The sequence below is a fragment of the Brachybacterium tyrofermentans genome, assembly GCF_039526165.1.
GTDB lineage: Bacteria > Actinomycetota > Actinomycetes > Actinomycetales > Dermabacteraceae > Brachybacterium > Brachybacterium tyrofermentans.
Genome location: NZ_BAAAIR010000038.1, coordinates 1 through 20,296, shown reverse-complemented (window position 1 = coordinate 20,296; position 20,296 = coordinate 1). Strand labels below are relative to the sequence as shown.

Here is a 20,296-nt window from a genome sequence, read left to right as displayed (position 1 = left end):
CTCACTCTAGGACGTCGGGCGGCGTGGGGTGGTCTGGCGACTCCGGGGACTCCGACGGCTCCGGGGCCGCCGGGCCGCGCGAGCCGTAGAACTCGGCGATGATCCGGGCCGGCTCCGCGCCGATCGCCGCGGCCAGCAGCGAGGGGTCGGTGCGCCCGGGATCGAAAGGGGCCGGCATCGGTGCGGGACCGGGGGAGGACCCGGCGTCATCGTCGGCGTCCGCCCCCTCGGCGTCCGTCCCGTCGTCGTCCTGGGGATCGGCCCGCTCGGCGGAACTGCTCGCCGCTGCGCTCTCCCGCGGCGCGATCAGATCCTCGAGGGTGAGGCCGCGCAGGGTCACCAGGTGCACAGGGTGCTCGTCCACGGCTTCGACCAGCACGTACACCAGGGCCGCGACGTGGCGGCAGGGTCCCGGCCAGTCCAGGCAGGAGCAGTCGTGGCTCAGCTCGGAGGCGTCGCGCGGCAGCAGCGAGATCTCGTGCGGGGCCAGCGCGCCCTCGATCTCCTGCGGGTACTGGCCGGCGGCGAGCCGGGCGGGCAGCTCGGGGCGGGCCCGGACCACCTGCAGGAACACCTCGCGGTCCGACGGGGAGTAGACGGGCAGGTCGAGGCGGGCCTGATACAGCTCGCCGTCGGCGTCGAGCACGTCGCCGCGGGCGATCCCCGCCTCGACGTCCAGCCACTGCACGCGCCCCGCGCGGGCGTCGGCCCTCCCGCTGCCGGAGCGGCCCACGCCGAGGAGACGCTCGGCGGCATCGCGCAGCGCGACGGCGTGCCAGCCCTTCCCGATCGCGCCGCGGCGCGAGACCAGTTTGATGCTCATCGACCGTCCCTCATGTCTCGTCCTCGTCCAGGGTCAGCAGGTCCAGCAGACGGTCGTCGTCGAGATCGGAGAGCCAGTCCTCGCCGGGGCTGATGGTGAGATCGGCGAGGGACTGCTTGTCCGCGAGGACCGTGTCGATCTTCTCCTCGACGGTGCCGGCGCTGACCAGCTTGTGCACGGTGACGTCGCGGCGCTGGCCGATGCGGAAGGCGCGGTCGGTGGCCTGGTTCTCCACCGCCGGGTTCCACCAGCGGTCCAGGTGCACCACGTGGTTGGCGGCGGTGAGGGTGAGGCCGGTGCCGCCGGCGCGCAGGCTCAGCAGCATGAGCCCGGGGCGGTCGCGATGCTCCTGGAACTCGGCGACCATCTGATCGCGGTCGTGCTTGGAGACGCCGCCGTGGAGGAAAGGCACCGAGGAGACCCCCATCTCGGCGAAGCGCTCCTCCCAGTAGGGGACCAGCAGATGCCCGAAGGTCGTGAACTGGGTGAACAGGATGACCTTCTCGCCCTCGGCGAAGGCCGCCTCGAGCACGTCGTCGATCAGCTCGAGCTTCCCGGACCGGTGCTGGCCGTCGCGCAGGATCGCCGAGCCGTCGCCCAGGTAGTGGGCGGGATGGTTGCACACCTGCTTCAGGCGGGTGATGGTGGAGACCACGAGGGTGCGCCGGGTCTTCTCGTCGGCCCCGTCGATCTTCGCCATCAGCTCGTCGACCAGCGCCTGGTAGAGGCCGGCCTGCTCCGGGGTCAGGTTCACCACCCGGGTGAGCTCGCTCTTCTCCGGCAGGTCCTTGATGATCGAGCGGTCCGTCTTCACCCGGCGCAGGATGAACGGGGAGGTCACGAGCTTGAGGCGGCTCAGCGCCCCGCTGTCCCCCTCCTCCTCGATCGGGGTGGCGATGCGGTCCCGGAAGCTGTTCGCGCTGCCCAGCAGCCCGGGGTTCGCGACCTCCATGAGGGAGTGCAGATCGGCGAGCTTGTTCTCCACCGGGGTGCCCGTCAGCGCCAGGCGATGGGGGGCGTGCAGGGTGCGGGCGGCGCGCGTGACCTGGGTGCCCGGGGTCTTCACGTGCTGCGCCTCGTCGAGCACGATGCGGTGCCAGGGAACGGCCGAGAGCACCGGGAGATCGCGGGCCAGCAGCGAGTAGGTGGTGATCACGAGGTCCAGATCGCCGGCGCCGGCCACGAAGGACTCGTCCCGCAGGCGGCTGCCGCCGTGGTGCACGTGCACCGCCAGGTGCGGGGCGAAGGTCGCCGCCTCGCGCTGCCAGGCCCCCACCACGGACATCGGGCACACCAGCAGGGTGGGGCCGACGCTCCCGGGCGTCGCCGCCGGGACGACATCGGGGACCTCGACGGAGTGCCGCTCGTGCCCGAAGGCGTCGGTGCCCTCCCGCTCACGGCACAGCAGGGCGAGGACCTGCATCGTCTTGCCGAGCCCCATGTCGTCGGCGAGGATCCCGCCCAGCCCCATCCGGTCCAGCGCCCACAGCCAGTTCAGGCCGTCGACCTGATACGGCCGCAGCGTGGCCTGCAGGGAACGGGGCTGCGGGTGGGGGAAGGCGCCCTCGGCCCCGGGCATCAGCCGGGCCAGCCCGTGGCGGCCCCCGGAGACCATTGCGGCCAGCCCGAAGTCCACGTCGGCGGCGTCGGGGGAGAGGATCAGCGAGAACATCTCCAGCCAGGGCGCCTGCCCGGCGATCTCGGCCGGCGGGGGCGGGAGATCCGGCATCGACGGGGCCGACGGGGTTGACGCGGTTGACGGGGCCGACGGGCGGCCGCCGGGCGAGGTGAGGGGCGGGGCGTCCTGCACGATCCCGTCGTCGCCGGTGCGCAGGCGACGGTCGCGGGTGCGGGAGGTGAAGGCGTCGAGGAAGCGCTCGGCGGCGCGCAGGGTGGTGGCGTCCAGGCGCACCCATTGGCCGCGCAGCTGCACGAGCTCGGACTGCGCCTCCCGGATCTGCTCCATCTCCTCCTCGGTGAGCTCGGTGTCGCCCACGGCGACCCGCCAGCGGAACGAGGCCATCGCGCCCAGGCCCACGCCGGAGGATTTCCTCTCCTGACTGCCCTCCTCCTCGGCCTCCTGCGGGCGCAGAGTCGTGCGCTGCTTCGTCCAGTCGCGCGGCAGCAGCACCGTGACCCCGGCGTCCTCGAGGGCCGGGGTGTCCCGGGAGAGGAACTCGCCGGCCTCGGCGGTGGTCAGCAGCCAGTCCACCCCGGTCTCGTCGACGGATGCGCTGCGCACCGTCGGAGCCAAACGCATCACCGCGGCAGAGGCCTCGGCGGCCCCGGCGGCGGTGAGGTCTCCGACGGCGCGCAGATCGGCGATGGGATGCACGGTCCCGTCGTGCTCCCGCAGGCAGGTCTGCAGGGGCCAGGCGGTGCCCACCGGCGGCTGGAACAGTCGCACCACCAGCTCGCTGTCCGTGGAGGTGAGCTGCACGCCGGGGCGGCCGGAGTCCACGAAGGCGTCGAAGGCGGCGGTGATCCGGCGCTGCGCGGGCAGGTCGGCGCGCAGGTCCCCGTCGTCGGCGAGCGCCCACAGCACGCCGAGGCGATCCTCGGCGGGAGCCTGCACGGTCCGCAGGTGCTCCGCGAAGGCGGACCGGGCGTGCCCGTCCACCAGGGCGTGGAGCAGCGGCGGGGCGTCCCGCTCCGGGGCGCGCCACTCGAGCACGGGACGGCCGAAGCGCTCGCGGGCGCGCACCCGCATCGCGCGGTCGGCGACGACGCCCTGCGCACGCAGATGCAGCACGGTGGCCGCGATGAGGTCCGGCATGGCGATCAGCTCGCCGCCGAGCCGGGCCGCGGCGCCGTCGGCGAGCAGCGCGGAGACCTGCTCGGCGAAGGCGTCGCCGAACCGTGCCTCGAGCAGCTCGGTGGCCGCACCCACGACGGCGGTCAGGGCGGTGCCGCTCAGCGGCAGGGCGGGGACCCGGCGATCCCCCGCACGGCCCGCGATCCGCACCCGGTGGCGCAGCTGGTCCGGGGCGTCGGCGAGGGCCTCTGCGAGAGCAGCTGGGGCCTCCCGCCGCAGGTCGGAGAGATCCTCGAGGGCCTTCGAGCGGCCCGGACCGGTCTCCTCCCGCACCCACAGGGAGGGTCCCAGGTCCTCGTCGACGACGAGGCTGAGGCGGCGGGTGGGCATGGTCCCAGCCTAGGCCCCGCGACCGACGTCCGGGCCGACGGGGCCCGCGTTGTGGACGGGGAGCTCAGAGCCCGTCGATGATCAGTGCCGTGGCGTCGAGCCAGGCCTCCTTGGTCTTCGGCGAGACGCGCGTCCAGTCCAGGTGGGAGCCGTCCACGAACTGCTGCTCGTAGGGCACCTCGGCCACCGCGCGGGTGTGGGCGCCGAAGTGCGCGAGCAGGCGGTCGCGCAGCGTCGGATCCACCTTGCCCTTGGAGGAGTGGGACAGGATCGTCACCGCGTGGTCGACCTGCTCGGCCAGACCCGTCGCGCGCAGCTCGTCGATCATCCACGCGGCCGCGTTGAAGGTGTCCTCACGCACGGTCGAGACGATCACGAGCTGATCGGCGTTGCGCACAGCGGCCAGCCAGTTCGAGGCGCGCACGTTGTTGCCGGTGTCGATGACCTTGATCCGGTAGAAGCGGGAGAGAGCGTCGTTGAGGTCCGCGAACGCCTCGCCGTCGATGGAGGCGGCCGAGCCGGGGTCCTCGTCGGAGGCCAGGATGTCGAAGCGCATCTCGCCCTGGGGGCGCACGTACGGATCGAGGTCCGCGTTGCTCGCGTCCGGGGCGCGCAGCTTCTCGATGTCCTGCAGCAGGTCGACCGCGGTGCGGTGGTGGTCGGTGGGGATGCCGCGCCAGCCGAGGGTTCCGCGGGTCTCGTTGTTGTCCCAGGCCAGCACGTTGCCGCCGCGGGTGACGCCGAGCGACGCGGCGATCATCAGGGAGGCGGTGGTCTTGTGGGCCCCGCCCTTGAGGTTCACGACGGCGATGTTGCGCGGTCCGTCGAGCGGCTGGCGCACGCGCTCCAGGCGCTCGGTGTCCCGACGCTCGGCCGTGCCGGGCCGCGGGGAGATCGCGCCGCCGGTGACCCGGGTGATGAACCCGGGGATGCCGCGGGTGGCCTTGATCTTCTCCGGCTTCGAGGTCGAGCTCTGCAGATCCTGCAGAGTGGGTCGGGACTCGGCTTCCGGGGCGGTGCGCCCCGGCAGCGGACGCTTCGACGCGGGGGAGGGGATGGGGCCGGTGGCGGCCGGGACCGGGGACGGCACCGGTGTGCCGGGCACTGACGAATTCGACGACGCCGACGAATCCGACGGATCCGACGGAGCCGCCGGGGCCGACGACGCGGAGAGCGCGGACTCCGCCGAGGCGGCCGACGGGGCGGGCGACGGCGAGCTCGACGAGGCGGCGGAATGGCTGTGCCCGGCGGAGCTCGGCGATGTCGCCGACGTCGCCGAAGATGCAGAAGCCGCCGAGGTCGCGGAGTGCGGCGACGGGGCGGAGTCGGTCGAGCTGCTCTGGCCCTCGGCAGCGGGCATCGCGGCCGCGCGGCGGCGGCGTGCGCGGGACCGCACGGCGGGGAGCTCCCCGGTCTCGTCGGCGCCGATGGCGGCATGCTCGCCGGTGACCGGGCTCGAGGCGGTGTCGGAGCTCGGCACGGGGGCCGGCTTCGCGCCGACGGTCGTCAGCATCGCCGGATCGATCGAGCTGAGGTCCACGGTGTCGTCCGTGGGCAGCTCCTCCTCGACGACCGGCGGAGCGATCAGGGGCGAATCGATCGGGGGACCGTACAGCGGCTGGTCGTCCGCCGCACGGCCGGCGATCCGGCCGGTGGGCTCGACCCGCAGGTGGTGACGGACGTCGGGCTCGACGATCACCACATCCACGGCCTTCTCCCCGGTACGGGCGGTGGTGATGAAGACCTGCTTCACCCGATTGCGGATCTCCGGCAGATCCGCCCCGGTGACCTCGACGGTCTCGTCGGCGAGGTGCACGGTGGCGGTGGTGTCGGAGGTGATCCGCGCCTGCGCGATCATCGATGAGTTCCTTCCGGATCCTGAATGCCCGCCCGGCCGGGTGCGACCGGGTGGCAGGGGTCGGCTCTACTGTACGGGGGGCGGGCCATCGGGCGCTCCTCGACGAGACGTCCCGGGCCTGCCTACAGTGGCGACGTGCACACCTTCCTGCTGTCCGAGCCCGCGGGCACGGGCGAGAACGAGGACGCCGCCGGTGCGCTCGGCGAGGTGGCCGTGCTGCTGGACGGGGCCGGGGTGCCGCAGCGCTTCCGCGCCGGCTGCCACCACAGCGTCGCCTGGTTCTCCCATGTCGTCGCCGGGCGCCTGCTGATCCGCGCCCAGGACCGCTCCACCGATCTGCGCAGCGCGCTGGCCGGTGCCATCGCCGATGTGCGCGGACTGCACGAGCACGAGTGCGATCTGGACTTGGGCGGACCCTCGGCCACCGTGGTCGTCGCACGACGGGTCGGAGAGCACCTCGAGCACCTGGTGCTGAGCGACTCCTCGCTGCTGCTGCGAGGCACGGATGGTCGCGTCGCGCGGATCACTGATCAACGGGTCGACGAGGTGGTCGCCCGGGAGCGGGAGGCCACGGCCGTCGAGGCGCGGCGCAACGCCACGGGCGGGTTCTGGGTGGTGCGGCACGAGAGCGAGGCGGCGCAGCAGGCACTGGTCGGGCGCACGCCGTGGGCGACGCTGGGATCGGTGCATCTCGTCTCCGACGGCATCACCCGGGCCGTGGACCTGCTGGACCACGAAGGGGACACCTCGCTGGCGCTCGCGCTGGAGGACGATCCGCGTCGCGTGATCGACGAGATCCGGGCGGGGGAGCGGTCGCTCGAGGGTGCTCGACGCCCGCGCAAGCTCCATGACGATGCGACGGTGATCACACTTCGTCCGTGACGGGGCGGCCTTCGGGCCGGATCCTGAACCCCTGCTGACCGCGGCCCGAGAACACTCTCGACCCGGCGAGAATGAGCGCCGCAGCGAGAACCGGGGCCTCGCCTTCGGGTTTGAACTTTTCATGACGGATGTTTGCCCCGAGCGACCCCTGAGGATGCCACTGAACCTGCATGCCACCTGCGAAAACAGGGGCGCGTGGCGCGTTTACACGATGCCGGAGAAGGCCTAGACTCCAAGGGAGCGCGTCGTCGTGGCGAGCAGGTCCGCACAGCAGTGCGAGGCATGGTCGGAACGACGGAGGCGATCAGCGATCGGGTGGCGCGATCCCCCGGTTGGGCTGGTAGTGTTCCGGCTGAACGAGTACGTTGAAAACTTAACAGATGTGTCGCTTCTCGAGACCCCCCTCACGGGGAGCGGCCGGACGGGCACCACGCCAGGTTCCCCCACTTTGGCAGCCCGTCCAGCCTGATCGCCCGCACCCACCCCTGACGGACGACAGGCATGACGAGCGGTCCGTGAGCCCCCGACAGTGTCGGTTGAGTGCTCCGGGCCGCTCGTCGCATTCCGGGGCCGATGGGCCGCCTCGCGGCGGCCCATCGACCTCACGGATCAGCCGAGGATGGCGACGTCGCTGCCCGGGTCGAGGCGGTAGCCGGCCCCGCGGACCGTCGAGATCAGGCGGCGGTAGCGGCCCAGCTTGGTGCGCAGACGCCGCACGTGCACGTCGACCGTGCGCTCCCCGGTCTCCGCCGGCGACTCGGCCCACACCGTCTCCATGAGCTCCTCGCGCGAGATCGTGCGACGCGAGTTCTGGGCCAGCTGCCCGAGCAGCTCGAACTCCTTGTAGGTCAGGTCGACATCCTGGCCGTCGATCCGCACGCGGCGGCCGAACAGGTCGATGACGAGGCTGTCCTCGGTGGCGACCGACGGGCTCGACGGGCTCACGGCGGTGGCCTGCAGTGCTCGGCGGCGGGCATTCTCGGCGTCCTTGCGAGCGGGCGAGTTCGGGGAGACGACGCCGGCCCGGCGCGGGCGCAGCGGGCTCACCGCGGCCGGGGACTGGCTGCGCGGCGGCAGGGCTCGGACGGCGGAGCGGGTCCCGGTGCCGGTCGCCGCGAAGGCGTGCGGACTGTTGACCGCGACGGTGGTGCGGCCCTGCCGGGTTGCCGTGAGGCGCTGGGCGTGGGTGCGCAGGTCGTCGGCGATCAGGGCGGCCTCGACGTCGCCGGTGCCGGCGGGGAGGGTGACGGACAGGGTGACCGTGACGCCGTCCTCCGAGGCCTGCGGCTGCAGGGCTCCGGTGCCGGCGCGGTGCAGAGCGCGGGTCGAGGTGGCGTAGCGGGTCGGGGTGGTGGGACGTTCCAGGGCGATGGTCATGATGAGAGTTCTCCGAGGTGCGGCGCAGCGAGCGCGGCGGGTGGTGGACCCGGGATCCCTGGGATCGACGCCTGTCGGCGGATCTTTCAGGGGTGTGCTCCCGGTAGCACCTGGGGCCCGCGCCTTCCGGCCGGCTCCTGTCAGCCGACCCCGGAGGTGTCTTGAGCTCTCAGAGGCTCGGCTGACGATGCATCATCGGCATCATCATCATGAACATCATTCGGCGCATCGCGGAGCGGACCACCCGGTGGGTGGTCTCCAAGCGCGCGATGGGGGACGTCATGCCCCAGACAATGCCCTCTGAGGATCGATCGGGCAAGGGGGTGTTCACATGTCGATACGCCGCAGGCGGGTGGCGGCGGTGCCGGCGCCCGCGTGTGACGGAATGTGTCGCCACGGCGGAGAACTGTGTCGGCGTATGTCGCGACTGCGCCCACCCGAGCGCAGATGCGGAACGCCCCCGCCGAGGGGCGGGGGCGTTCGGGCGGGGCAGGGACCTGCCGGAGGTGCAGGAGGTCAGTCGACGACGCCGAAGAGCCGGTCGCCCGCATCGCCGAGGCCGGGCACGATGTAGCCCTTCTCGTCGAGCTTCTCGTCGATCGCGGCGGTGACGATGGTGAGGTCGATCGAGGGATCGATGTCCTTCTCCATCGCCGTGAGGCCCTCGGGGGCGCAGAGCAGGGTCACGCAGGTGATGTCACGGGCGCCGCGCTCGTGCATGTACTCGGTGGCCGCGATGAGGGTGTGCCCGGTGGCGAGCATCGGGTCCAGCAGGAAGCACTGGCGGCCCGAGAGGTCGTCGGGGAGCCGGTTCGCGTAGGTCGTGACCTCGAGGGTCTCGTCGTTGCGGACCATGCCCAGGAAGCCCACCTCGGCGGTGGGCAGCAGGCGGGTGAGGCCGTCGAGCATGCCGAGGCCGGCGCGCAGGATGGGCACCACCATCGGCTTGGGGTTCGAGAGCTTGGTGCCGGTCATCGTGGTCACCGGGGTCTCGATCTGGACCGGCGAGACCGAGACGTTGCGGGTCGCCTCATAGGCCAGCAGGGTCACCAGCTCATCGGCGAGCTGACGGAACACGGAGGAATGGGTGGCGCGATCGCGCAGCACGGACAGCTTGTGGGCAACGAGGGGGTGGTCTATCTCCAGGACGCGCATAGGGGTGAATCTACCGGAGGGTCGAGCTGGGCACGCACCGATCGGCCGCGTCGCCGTGGGCGCGAGGGGGTTGTCACGCCGGGGGCGGCCCGTGGGCGAGGACCGCACGTTCGGTCAAGCGCGAACCTCCCGTCGGCGCGGATACTGCTTCCATGCCTGATACCGATCCGATGCGGCGACTCCTGGACGCGGTCCTCGACGTCGGCGGAGGCTCCCTCGGCGAGATGGCGTCCCGGGCGCATCTGTCCGCTTTCCACTTCCAGCGCATGGTGCGCTCGTATGCAGGAGAGAGCCCCTCCGCGCTCCGTCGACGGGTCAGGCTCGAGCAGGCGGCGTGGAACCTCCAGCGGGGCAGCTCCGCGACCGATGCGGCCTTCGCGGCGGGCTACGACTCCCTCGAGGGCTTCTCCCGCGCGTTCCGCCGCGCCTTCGGGTGCGCGCCCTCGGAGCTGCCCGCCCGCTCGGAGCGCGGTCACTGGCTGCCCGCGCCCAACGGGATCCATTTCCACTCCCCGACCGTGCTGTATGTCGACGCCGGCCAGGTCCACGAGCACTCCGCGGGTGACGTGCTGGCTCTCCTGGTCGACCACGATCTGGAGGACATCGACGCGCTGCTCGACGCGGCTCGCGACCTCCCAGCTGGAGAGCTGCGAGCGGTGCGTCTGCCGGGCAGCCGGCCGCGCGGTGGGGACGGGGCCGACGAGTCGATCCTCCAGGTGGCACGCCATCTGGTGCTCAGCAAGGAACCATGGCTGGCAGCCATCGCGGGGGAGTCCGCCCCGGACCTCACCGGTCCCGATGACGTCCCTGCGCTGCTCGAGAGGCACCACCAGGTGTCACCGCGCTGGCTGGCGACGGTGCGGGACGTCGACCGACGCGGAGCCTGGCAGGACTCGATCATCGACGCACTCTGCGACCCGCCCGAATCCTTCCTGCTCTCTCAGATCCTCGCCCACGAGCTGACCTACTCGACGCACCGCCGGCAGCTGCTGCGCTGGATGCTCACGGACGCCGGCCTCTCCCTGGAGGCCCGGCACCTCGACCCGGACCCCATCCTGTGGCACCGCAGGAAGATCGGAGAACGACCATGACCGCACCGACCCGGCCCACCTACCGCTTCTACACCGCGACCAGCCTCGACGGCTTCCTCGCCGATGAGCACGACAGCCTCGACTGGCTGCTGTCCCAGCCGCTCGGTGCAGGCACCCTGCTGGACTACGACGCCTTCTACGCCGGGGTCGGCGCCCTGATCATGGGCAGCACCACCTACCAATGGGTCCTCGACCATCCGCAGGAGCAGTTCGGCGATGCCGTCGGCTGGCCCTACGACAAGCCCACCTTCGTGTTCTCCCACCGCGACCTGGAGCGGGCCTCCGACGCCGTCACCGTCCTGTCCGGCACTCCCGCCGAGCATCGCGAGGCGATCGAGACGGCTGCCGGTGACCACGCTGTCTGGGTCATGGGAGGTGGGGACCTCGCCGCGCAGTTCGCCCGTGCGGGAATGCTCGACGAGGTCCTGGTCTCGATCGCCCCGGTCACGCTCGGTGCCGGCAGGCCTCTGCTCGGGGGTCGCGTCGACCTGCAGCTGCAGGAGTTCGGCCGCAACGAGGCCTTCCTCGAGGCGCGGTACACCGTCGTGAGGGAGCATCCCTGACGACGCCTCGGCGGGAGCACGGGACAATGGCCCCATGACCGATGACGAGCTGATGGGCCTGGCGATCGACGAGGCGCGGGCGGCGGCGGACCGCGAACCGTCCGACGTGCCGATCGGTGCGGTGGTCGTCGGCCCGGACGGGCAGGTGCTCGCCACCGCCGGGAACCGTCGTGAGGCCGACGAGGATCCCACCGCGCATGCGGAGCTCCTCGCCCTGCGCCGGGCCGCCGCGGCCACCGGACGCTGGAACCTCACGGGCTGCACGCTCGTGGTGACCCTCGAGCCGTGCACGATGTGCGCGGGCGCGATCGTCCTGGCCCGCACGCAACGCGTCGTCGTCGGCGCGATGGATCCCAAGGCAGGCGCGGCCGGGTCCCTCTACGACCTGGTGCGCGAACCCCGCCTGAACCATCGCGTCGAGCTGACCACGGGGGTGCGCGAGCAGGAATGCGGCGACCTGCTGCGGGAGTTCTTCCGCGCCCGCCGCAAGCGCTGACACCGACTCCATCGGCTCCTGCAGCGCGGCCCTCACCGATGCTCCGGCACGGTGTCTCATCGCGTCCGATCCGTGAGAACGCGTGAGCCGTCCTGTACCCGGGACCTACAGTGGGGCAGTCCGCACCCAGGGGTCCGCCCCGCCCGCCCGAGAACCGCACCGCCTGCCGCCGACTTCGCCGCTGGACGGTGGAGGAGCGCCCATGCAGCCAGTCGACCACGCGACCGTCGTCGCCGAGGACGTCTCGAAGGTCTTCTTCTCCGGCGGGGAGCCCGTGTGGGCCCTCGAGAACTTCTCCCTGACGATCGAGCCGGGATCCTTCACCTGCATCGTCGGCCCCTCGGGCTGCGGCAAGTCGACCTTCCTCCGGATCCTCGGCGGGCTCGAGGAGCGCACGGTCGGCGAGGTGACCATGAGCGGTGCCGATCACCCCGTGCCCGCGGCGTTCGTGTTCCAGGAGCACGGCGTCTTCCCCTGGATGAACGTGCTGGACAACGTCGCCTTCGGCCTGCGCATGACCGGTATGGGCGCCCGTGAGCGCCACGGGATCGCGATGGACTGGCTGCGACGCGTGCGCCTGGAGTCCTTCGCGTCGTCGTACCCTCACCAGCTCTCCGGCGGCATGCGCCAGCGCGTCGCGATCGCCCGTGCCTTCGCCACCGGCTCCCCGGTGCTGCTCATGGACGAGCCGCTCGGCGCCCTGGACGCGCAGACCCGCATGCTCATGCAGGAGGAGCTCATCGCCCTGTGGGAGCAGGAGCGCAAGACGGTCCTGATGGTCACGCACGACATCGACGAGGCGATCATCCTCAGCGACCGCGTGATCGTCATGTCCGGCCGCCCCGGCACGGTGCGCGAGGACATCGCCGTCCCCTTCGAGCGCCCCCGCTCCTTCGACATCGAGCGCAGCCCCGAGTTCGGCGAGCTGCGATCCCGCATCTGGAACCTGCTGCGCGAGGACGTGCGCAGCGCGGAGGAGACGGCATGAGCTTCACGGACCGAACCAGCACGGACGACACGGGCACGGACGGGAAGAGCGCGGACCGCACCCCTGCGGAAAGGGCCGACGCGGACCGTGCACGCGCGCAGAGCACTCATGGTGACCGAGAGCAGCGAACCCTGGTCGCCGCCCGCGCCCAGCGTGCCCGCGACCGTCGGCTGCGCACCCGCGACCTGGTGCTCTCGATCGCCGCGCCGATCGTGCTGCTGGTGCTGTGGGAGGTGTGCGCACGGCTGCTGATCATCGACCCGCGCTTCTTCCCGGCCCCCACCACGATCCTCGCCGCGCTGGGGGAGATGCTGGCCAGCGGCGAGCTGTGGGAGCACGCCGGGCCCACCCTGCTGCGACTCCTCGTCGGCGGCGGCCTCGGCGCCGCGGCCGGCATCGTGGTGGGGCTGCTGATGGGCTCCTCGCGAGCCCTGAACGCCGCGTTCGGTCCCCTGTTCAGCGCGCTCTACCCGCTGCCGAAGATCGCGATCTTCCCGATCCTGCTGATGATCTTCGGGCCCACCGAGCTGCCCAAGATCATCGCCGTGTTCATCACGACCTTCTTCGTCATGCAGATCGCGACGGTCTCCGGCGTGTGGGCGATCGATCGCAAGCTGCTCGAGGCCGGCACCGCCTATGGCGCGACCGGCTTCGCCCGCTTCCGCTTCGTGGTCCTGCCCGGGGCGATGCCTTTCGTGTTCTCCGGGCTGAAGACCGCCACCGGCACCGCTGTCGTGGTCGTCACCGCCGTCGAGTTCACCGGCGCCTCCACCACGGGGCTCGGCTATCTGATCTGGAACTCCTGGCAGCTGTTCATCCCGGAGAAGCTGTACGTGGGACTGCTGGTGATCGGCATCATCGGTGCTGTCCTGACCACGCTGCTCAGCCGATCGGAGAAGCTGCTTCTGCCCTGGCGACGCGGCTGACCCTCACCACCCTCCACCACCCCTAAGGACACACCATGCGTCGTCGCACCCTGCTCTCCCTCGCCTCCGTCGGCGCCCTCGGCGGAGCGCTCGCCGCCTGCGGCCCCGCTGTCACCGGGAAGGACTCCGGCTCCGGCGGCGGTTCCTCCTCGGGCACCGTGCGCGTGGGCCACGTGCCCTCCTCCCTCTTCGCCCCGCTCTACATCGCGGACTCGATGGGCTACTTCGAGGACGCCGGCATCACCCTCGAGCTGACCCCGCTGAAGTCCGGCCAGGACGGCATCCCGATGCTCGCCAACGACCAGCTCGACGTGATGATCGCCGGCTTCAGCGCCGGCATGTTCAACGCCCTGGACCAGGGCCTGGCCTTCAAGATCGTGGGCTCCATGGGCATCTCCCCGGGGGACCCCGAGAACTCCCCGACGGCGCTCGAGGTCAGCCAGAAGCTCCTCGACGACGGCTCCGTCTCCTCGATCGCCGACCTCAAGGGTCGCAAGATCGGCGTTGCCGGCGGGCCCGGTGCCACCGGCGGCTACCTGCTCGCCGCGATGCTCGAGGAGGAGGGGCTGACCCTCAACGACGTCGAGGTCTCCAACCTCTCCACCCCGGACCAGGAGCCGGCGCTGACCAACGGCTCTGTGGAGGCGGCGACCCCGTCGGCCCCGTTCTCGACCGCCATGGAGGAGGCCGGCGTGGCCTCACCGCTCGCCGTGCCGAAGAAGGGCACCACCGGTACCGGGGTCCTCTACTCCGAGACGTTCGTCGGCGCGGATCTCGCCCAGGACTTCTTCTCCGCGCTGGCCAAGGGATCCCAGGAGCTCTCGGCCGACGGTGCGCAGACCGACGAGGTCTACCAGATCCTCGCCGACACCCTCGGCCAGGAGAGCGACGTGCTGAAGTCCGCGCCGATGTACTCCTACCTGCCCGATCTCGCCCCGCAGCCCGACCAGCTAGAGGCCATGCAGACGGTGTGGATCGACGCTGAGCAGATCACCTACACCGAGCCGATCGACGTGACCACCGTGGTCGACGCGAGCTTCGCCGAGGGTGCCTCCGCGTGACCCGGCCTGTCGTGGCCTGGCCTGGCTGACACGGCCGGGCGGGTCGGGGCAGGGCCGTGCTGGCCGGGGTCGGATCACGGGAGGGCCCTCCGCGCATCATGGGGCGAACTCCCCATGGACGGCGGGGTGTCCGCCGCCGACCATGTAGCCATGCAGACAGAGCCGAGGGATCCGATGGGCCCGAGCGATCCGACGGACGAGAACGGTCGGGCGGACGAGAACGGTCGGGCGGACGAGAACGATCCGACGGACGAGAACGAGCCGACGAGCCGGCCCTGTTCCGTGCGCCCGGCAGGTATGGCGAACCCGGCGATCTCGTCCAGCCCAGCGGAGCCGGCCAGGACGGTCGGCCGTGCCGCGGCATCCCGGCGACGTCGCGCGATCGGTGCTCTGCTCGGGGTCCTCGCGATCGTGGTGGTCCTCTACGGACTGGGCGTGCTCCTCGCGCCGACGGAACATGCGAACGGCGCCTGCACAGGGATCGGGTTCGGGTGCACCCCGTCGCCGCGGGACGGCCTGGTCCTGCTCGGGGTGATCATCGGCCTGCCCACGCTCGTCGCCATGCTCGTCCTCGGGGGAGCGGCCGTCGCCGCCCTGCTGCGCTGGACGCGCCTGCCGGGGGTGGCCGTCGGGATCGGTGCAGGGCTCGCTGCGACGGTGGCCTGCGTGCTGGTGCTCCTGGTGGTCCTGCTGCTGATGTGAGCTGCACGGGTGCACTGCCGAGGAGCGCACCTGGGGCGGGTGGATGGGTGGGCATGCGCCCCCAGGGGATGGATGGGCACGCGCACTCAGTGGATCGGTGGGCATGCGCACCCAGACGATGGGTGGGCAAGCGCATCCAGTGGCGTGTGGCGTACAGGGAGCGCGATATATAGCGCTGCCACCTCGCCTGGCGCCAGTGGATGCGGCGCAGCCTGGCGCTAGTGGATGCGGCGCGTCCGGTTCGGGCCGGGGTCAGATCCAGCCCTGGCGGCGGGCGATGGCGACGGCCTCGTGGCGGTTCGCGGCCTGCAGCTTCGCCTGGGCGCTGGAGAGGTAGTTGCGCACGGTGCCCTCGGCCAGGTGTGCGCGTCGGGCGATCTGCTCGATGGCGGCGCCGTCGGCCGCGAACTCCAGCACATCGGCCTCCCGCGGGGTCAGCGGAGAATCCCCGGAGGAGATGGTCTCCGCGGCGAGCTCGGGATCGATCACCCGGCGCCCGGCGGCCACGGAACGCACGGCGCGGGCCAGCTGATCGGCCGAGGTGGTCTTGGGCAGGAAGCCGAGAACGCCCTGGGCCAGCGCGCGCTTGAGGTATCCGGGCCGGGCGTGCGAGGTGAGGATCAGGGTGCGGGTGGCGGGGGAGAGCTCCGCGATCCGGGCGGCCAGTCCCAGGCCGTCCCCGTCAGGCAGCTGGAGGTCGAGCACGGCGACGTCGGGCTGCTCGGCCCGGGCCAGGCGCGCACCGTCCGCCACGGTCGCCGCCTCCCCGCGCACGTCGAGATCGTCCTCGAGGGAGAGCATCGTGGCCAGCGCGGAGCGGATCAGGTTCTCGTCGTCGACGAGGATCACCCGCAGCGGGGCGGCGGCAGTCGCTGCGGCGGAGGGGTCGGCGTTCATCGGGTGCCTCCAGGGGCATCGAAGCGGACATCGAGGGTGAAGATGCCGCCCTCGCGGCGGATGGTCAGCATGGACCCGGCGCCGAGGCGCTCGCGCATCCCGATCAGCCCGCTGCCCTCGATCACCTCCGAGTCGCCGGGGGCACCGTCGTTGACCAGTGTGACCCCGCCCGAGGTGAGGGTGATGGTCACGGCCGAGGGATCCGCATGGCGAAGGACGTTGGTGCCTCCCTCGCGCAGCACCCAGGCAGCGGTGCCGCGATGGCGGGCGGGAACGTCCTCCGACGCGCCGTAGACGGTGACCTCCGCCTGTGCCGAGCGCAGCAGGGACGCGGTGCCGCGCAGCTCGGTGGCGAGGTCGACCTCGCGGTAGCCGCGCACGAGAGCTCGGATCTCGGTGAGCGAGGCACGCGCGATCTGGGCGACCTCGCGTCCGTGCTCCACGGCGCGCGGGTCCTCGCGCTCGGCCAGCTGCGCGACCAGCTCGGACTTCACCGCGATCACGGAGAGGTCCCGTCCGGTGACGTCGTGCAGGTCCCGGGCGAAGCGCAGCCGCTCCTCGGCGACGGCGAGCTGGGCCAGGGCCTCGCGGGCATCGTCGAGCTCGCGCACCATCGCGGCGAGCCACAGGGAGAGCCGGGCGGTGAGGACGGCTGCGATCACGAGGAGGCCGCTGGAGAGGGCCCCCGGCAGAGAGCCCAGGAGCAGCGCCGACACGGCGGCGAATGCCACGGCGAGCCCCACACCGATCTCCCAGCGCCACCGGACCGCGGCCGTGGTGATCACCAGAGACAAGGACATGATCAGCAGGCGCGGATCGGCGTCGCCGAGCAGCGACGTCCCGGCGATCACGGCCGACGGTGCTACGGCGGCCAGGAAGGAGAGGTCCGAGGGGAGGTTTCCCACCTGACGGATGCCCCAGCGGTCCCGCTCGGAGTGGGCATCGGCCGCGGCCCAGGCCTCCATGGCCCGCCAGGCGGACCAGGCCCCGAGCGCGATCTGCCCGCACAGCACGGCGACGGTCAGCGGTGCGGAAGCGGCTGCCACCGGGATCCGCAGGTCCAGGAACAGTGCGATGCCCAGCGGGAGCAGTGCCACGACCCCGACGAGGGTCCATGCCGTGTAGGCGTAGAACACGCTCCACTGTCGACCGGCGCTGGTGTCCACATCAATCCTCTCGTGATCGCCGAACAGGCGGACGACCTGGTGGGGAGCCTATCGGGTCAGGCGATCGCGGCGAGGAACAGGCTGCCGAAGATGCCGAAGGCGATGCCCCAGACGACGATCGAGATCCCCATCCACAGGTACACCTTGCGGCGAGCTGCTCCGAGGGCCACGAGTGCGGGGCCCGACAGCTGCGAAGCGACGACGAACGGGCCCAGCAGGGCGACGCCGGGCACGCCGTACTTGTCGAGGGCGGTGGCGACCTTCGCGCGGAACCGCGAGGGCTTCGCGTCGCGTCCGGTCGCCCCGCCCTTGCGCCGACGCCGGCCGTCGGTGACCGCGTCACGGGCCCGGCCGGACAGGGCGATGGCGAGGAAGGTCGCGATCAGGTTCCCGGCCACGGCCGCAGGGATCGCGAGCGCGGGGTGGATGCCGAGGGAGGAGCCGAGGAAGCTGCCGAGGTAGGACTCGATGAAGGGGATCGCTCCGGCGGGCACGAGGGCGAGCACCTGCTGCCACGGTTCGAGGCCGGAGACGAGGGTGTGGAGCTGGGCGAGGAGGTCCTGGAACATGAGAGGGCCTTTCGGGGATCGGGGTGGCCGGACCGATGTCGAGGTCTGGCTGATGCCTCCACTCTCCGTCGGCGGGCCGGCTGCCAGTAGAGCGCCCTCTCACCTGCATCGATGGGTCCGTCATCGGTCACCCATGAGATATGTCAGATCGGAAAAGGGCATGACGGATCTGGAGTCGGGGCCTAGCCTCCCGGCATGGCTGACTTCATCCCTGGTTCGGACCTGGCACGCACCTTCTACGCCGAGGTCGTTGCCGGGGCGGTCGACCGTCCTCACACGGCCTGCCTGATCGGGGAGGGCTCGGAGGTGCAGGGGTACGACGACGAACGGTCCAGGGACCACGAGTGGGGTCCGCGGCTGCAGCTATTCGTCGCGGCCGCCGACGTCGACGACGTCTCCCGGGCCGTCCGTTCCAAGCTGCCTCCGGAGCATCGTGGCTATCCCACACGCTGGTTCTCGCTGGCAGAGGGGCGCGTCAGCGACCATCTCGAGATCACGACGACGGAGCTGTGGATGTCGACGCGGCTGCCCACGGTGTCGGCCCTCGAGCCCGACACCGCGGCGTGGCTCGCGATACCGCAGCAGCACCTGCGTCAGCTCACTGCGGGGGTCGTGTTCCATGACGGGCTGGGGGAGCTGAGCCGGTTGCGCGCCGACTTCGCCTGGTATCCGACCGATGTGTGGCGGTGGCTGCTGGCGTGCCAATGGCACCTGATCGGTCAGGCGCTCCCGCTGCACGGGCGCTCGGTCGAGACCGCGGACGATCGCGGCGCGCAGCTCCTCGCCGGCCGGCTCGCCGAGCTGATGATGGGGATGGCCTTCCTGCAGGAGCAGGTCTACCGCCCCTACGCGAAGTGGTTCGGTCGTGCCTTTGCGGACCTCCGGGCTGCGCGTGATCTCGGCCCCTTGATCGATCGGATCCTCGTCGGCCGTGACGACGACGCTTTCGCGCAGGCGCTGCTGCTGCTCGGGCACCGTCATGACGAGCTGGGCATCATCGAACGGGTGGGCCCTCGGATCGAACAGTTCACCGTCGGCATCGGAGACGCGGTGCGCCCCTATCCCGTGCTGAACACTGGTGAGTACATCGACGCGAGCGTCGCTTCGATCAGCGACCGGGCGCTGCGGGACCTCCCGCGGGTCGGCTCCCTCGACCAGCTGACGCACGCCGACGACACCCTGATCACCTTCACGGACTGGCCGCAGGCGCTCGCCGAGCGCTATCGTGCGCAGCTCTCGTCGTGAGCAGGTCGAGCCGCGCGCCTGGGCAGCACGGCGGGCCGAGGCCACGTGGCGTGCCTCCGCCGGGGCGCAACAACGACCGTATATTCACCTGACTCCGTGGCGCTTCTGGGATACACCTGGGGGCATGGCACACCTCGACATCGCCGGCATCGACTACACGCTGGCCGACGGCAGACCGCTGCTGAGCGACGTCTCCTTCCGGGTGGGCGAGGGCGCGCGGGTCGCGCTCATCGGGGCCAACGGCGCCGGCAAGACCACTCTGCTGCGCCTGATCACCGGTGATCTGAGCGCGGATTCAGGGGCCATCACCCAGGACGGCACGTTGGGGGTCATGCGCCAGTTCCTCGCCGGCGGCACGGTGCGCGAGCTGCTGCTGGCCGTCTCGCCCCCGGCCCTGCGTCGGGCCGCCGCCGCGGTGGACCGCGCCGAGCAGGCGATGGTCGAGACCGATTCGACCGCCGCGCAGATGGATTACGCGAGGGCGCTCACCGGATGGGGCGAGGCCGGTGGCTACGAGGCCGAGGTGCTGTGGGACGTCTGCACGATAGCGGCGCTCGGGTCGACGTACGAGGGCTGCGCGGAGCGGGACGTCCAGTCGCTCTCCGGCGGCGAGCAGAAGCGACTCGCCCTGGAGGCGCTGCTGCGCGGGCCCGACGAGATGCTGCTGCTGGACGAGCCGGACAACTTCCTCGACGTGCCCGGCAAACGCTGGCTCGAGGAACGCCTGGTGGCCTCCGAGAAATCCGTGCTGTTCGTCAGCCACGACCGGGAGCTGCTGGCCCGCACCGCGACAGCGATCGTCACCCTCGAGCTGGGGGCCGTCGGGAACACCTCCTGGACGCATCCCGGCGGGTTCGCCACCTACCAAGAGGCCCGAGAGAAGCGCTTCGAACGGCTCGACGAGCTGCGCAGGCGCTGGGACGAGGAGCAGGCCAAGCTGCGCGCCCTGGTGCAGATGTACAAGCAGAAGGCGGCCTACAACTCGGATATGGCCGCCCGCTACCGGGCGGCGCAGACCCGCCTGGCGCGGTTCGAGGACGCCGGCCCGCCCGAGCAGCAGCCGCGCGAGCAGAAGCTCGGCATGCGACTGCGAGGCGGGCGCACCGGCAAGCGGGCGATCATGTGCGAGAGCCTCGAGCTGACCGGCCTGATGCAGTCCTTCGACCTCGAGGTGCGCTTCGGGGACCGGATCGCGGTCCTCGGCTCCAACGGTTCGGGCAAGTCGCACTTCCTGCGTCTGCTCGCCGCCGGCGGCAGCGATCCCGCTCCCGGGTCAAGTCCCAGGTAGTGGTGTAGCGATCCTTCGATGAGGGGTCAGGCTGTCAGTGCGGGCAGGGCATCGGCGTTCACCT

17 protein-coding genes and 1 pseudogene are annotated in these 20,296 nt (G+C 71.6%); 10 read left to right on the top strand and 8 right to left on the bottom strand.

The window, feature by feature from the left end:
• Position 1 precedes the first annotated feature (1 nt).
• From ABD093_RS09730 to ABD093_RS09720, 3 genes are all read right to left on the bottom strand, one after another.
• Complete coding sequence (locus ABD093_RS09730; RefSeq protein ID WP_343924104.1) at positions 2–823, bottom strand: SWIM zinc finger family protein; 822 nt, start codon at positions 821–823, stop codon at positions 2–4.
• A 10-nt stretch (positions 824–833) separates the two neighbouring features.
• Entirely contained in the window at positions 834–3,968 is a 3,135-nt protein-coding gene (locus ABD093_RS09725) for a DEAD/DEAH box helicase (RefSeq protein ID WP_343924102.1), read from the bottom strand.
• A gap of 64 nt (positions 3,969–4,032) precedes the next feature.
• Positions 4,033–5,826, bottom strand: a complete 1,794-nt coding sequence (locus ABD093_RS09720; RefSeq protein ID WP_193115719.1) for a MinD/ParA family ATP-binding protein — start codon at positions 5,824–5,826, stop codon at positions 4,033–4,035.
• A gap of 135 nt (positions 5,827–5,961) precedes the next feature.
• Here ABD093_RS09720 and ABD093_RS09715 point away from each other — a divergent pair, with 135 nt between their 5' ends.
• Positions 5,962–6,708, top strand: coding sequence for a protein phosphatase 2C domain-containing protein (locus ABD093_RS09715; protein WP_343924100.1), 747 nt, complete (start codon positions 5,962–5,964; stop codon positions 6,706–6,708).
• A 609-nt stretch (positions 6,709–7,317) separates the two neighbouring features.
• Here ABD093_RS09715 and ABD093_RS09710 read toward each other — a convergent pair.
• Positions 7,318–8,085, bottom strand: a complete 768-nt coding sequence (locus ABD093_RS09710) for a winged helix-turn-helix domain-containing protein (protein WP_343924098.1) — start codon at positions 8,083–8,085, stop codon at positions 7,318–7,320.
• A 516-nt stretch (positions 8,086–8,601) separates the two neighbouring features.
• Positions 8,602–9,240, bottom strand: coding sequence for a uracil phosphoribosyltransferase (gene upp, locus ABD093_RS09705; protein ID WP_343924096.1), 639 nt, complete (start codon positions 9,238–9,240; stop codon positions 8,602–8,604).
• Between the two features lie 152 nt (positions 9,241–9,392).
• Here upp and ABD093_RS09700 point away from each other — a divergent pair, with 152 nt between their 5' ends.
• The 7 genes from ABD093_RS09700 to ABD093_RS09670 all read left to right on the top strand — a co-directional run bounded on the left by ABD093_RS09700 (position 9,393) and on the right by ABD093_RS09670 (position 15,067).
• Entirely contained in the window at positions 9,393–10,331 is a 939-nt protein-coding gene (locus ABD093_RS09700) for a helix-turn-helix domain-containing protein (protein WP_193115715.1), read from the top strand.
• Entirely contained in the window at positions 10,328–10,894 is a 567-nt protein-coding gene (locus tag ABD093_RS09695) for a dihydrofolate reductase family protein (protein WP_343924093.1), read from the top strand. The genes ABD093_RS09700 and ABD093_RS09695 overlap by 4 nt, the downstream gene beginning before the upstream one ends.
• A gap of 34 nt (positions 10,895–10,928) precedes the next feature.
• Positions 10,929–11,390, top strand: a complete 462-nt coding sequence (gene tadA / locus ABD093_RS09690; protein ID WP_193115713.1) for a tRNA adenosine(34) deaminase TadA — start codon at positions 10,929–10,931, stop codon at positions 11,388–11,390.
• Between the two features lie 202 nt (positions 11,391–11,592).
• Positions 11,593–12,378, top strand: a complete 786-nt coding sequence (locus ABD093_RS09685; protein ID WP_343924090.1) for an ABC transporter ATP-binding protein — start codon at positions 11,593–11,595, stop codon at positions 12,376–12,378.
• The gene (locus ABD093_RS09680; RefSeq protein ID WP_343924088.1) at positions 12,375–13,304 is read left to right on the top strand and encodes an ABC transporter permease; all 930 of its coding nucleotides are present in this window, start codon (positions 12,375–12,377) and stop codon (positions 13,302–13,304) included. The genes ABD093_RS09685 and ABD093_RS09680 overlap by 4 nt, the downstream gene beginning before the upstream one ends.
• Before the next feature lie 35 nt (positions 13,305–13,339).
• Positions 13,340–14,365: an ABC transporter substrate-binding protein gene (locus tag ABD093_RS09675; RefSeq protein WP_343924086.1), complete on the top strand. Its 1,026-nt coding sequence runs from the start codon at positions 13,340–13,342 to the stop codon at positions 14,363–14,365.
• Positions 14,366–14,515: 150 nt separating this feature from the next.
• Positions 14,516–15,067, top strand: a complete 552-nt coding sequence (locus ABD093_RS09670; RefSeq protein ID WP_343924084.1) for a hypothetical protein — start codon at positions 14,516–14,518, stop codon at positions 15,065–15,067.
• Positions 15,068–15,319: 252 nt separating this feature from the next.
• Here the strand turns inward: ABD093_RS09670 and ABD093_RS09665 are convergent, their stop codons facing one another.
• From ABD093_RS09665 to ABD093_RS09655, 3 genes are read right to left on the bottom strand one after another with little or no spacing between them, the layout of a single operon-like run.
• Complete coding sequence (locus ABD093_RS09665; RefSeq protein ID WP_193115708.1) at positions 15,320–15,964, bottom strand: response regulator transcription factor; 645 nt, start codon at positions 15,962–15,964, stop codon at positions 15,320–15,322.
• On the bottom strand, positions 15,961–17,130 hold the full coding sequence (locus ABD093_RS09660; protein ID WP_193115707.1) for a sensor histidine kinase: 1,170 nt from the start codon (positions 17,128–17,130) through the stop codon (positions 15,961–15,963). Before ABD093_RS09660 ends, ABD093_RS09665 begins: the two co-directional genes overlap by 4 nt.
• Before the next feature lie 56 nt (positions 17,131–17,186).
• Positions 17,187–17,699 (bottom strand): hypothetical protein, encoded by a 513-nt coding sequence (locus tag ABD093_RS09655; RefSeq protein WP_193115706.1) that lies wholly within the window; start codon positions 17,697–17,699, stop codon positions 17,187–17,189.
• Between the two features lie 195 nt (positions 17,700–17,894).
• On the opposite strand from ABD093_RS09655, the gene ABD093_RS09650 reads away from it, so the two are divergent.
• Positions 17,895–18,944 carry a DUF4037 domain-containing protein gene (locus tag ABD093_RS09650; RefSeq protein WP_343924079.1) on the top strand — a complete coding sequence of 350 codons (1,050 nt, stop codon included), beginning with the start codon at positions 17,895–17,897 and terminating at the stop codon, positions 18,942–18,944.
• 124 nt (positions 18,945–19,068) lie between these two features.
• Positions 19,069–20,226, top strand: a pseudogene (locus ABD093_RS09645) (ATP-binding cassette domain-containing protein); the annotation flags it as partial.
• Positions 20,227–20,296 lie beyond the last annotated feature (70 nt).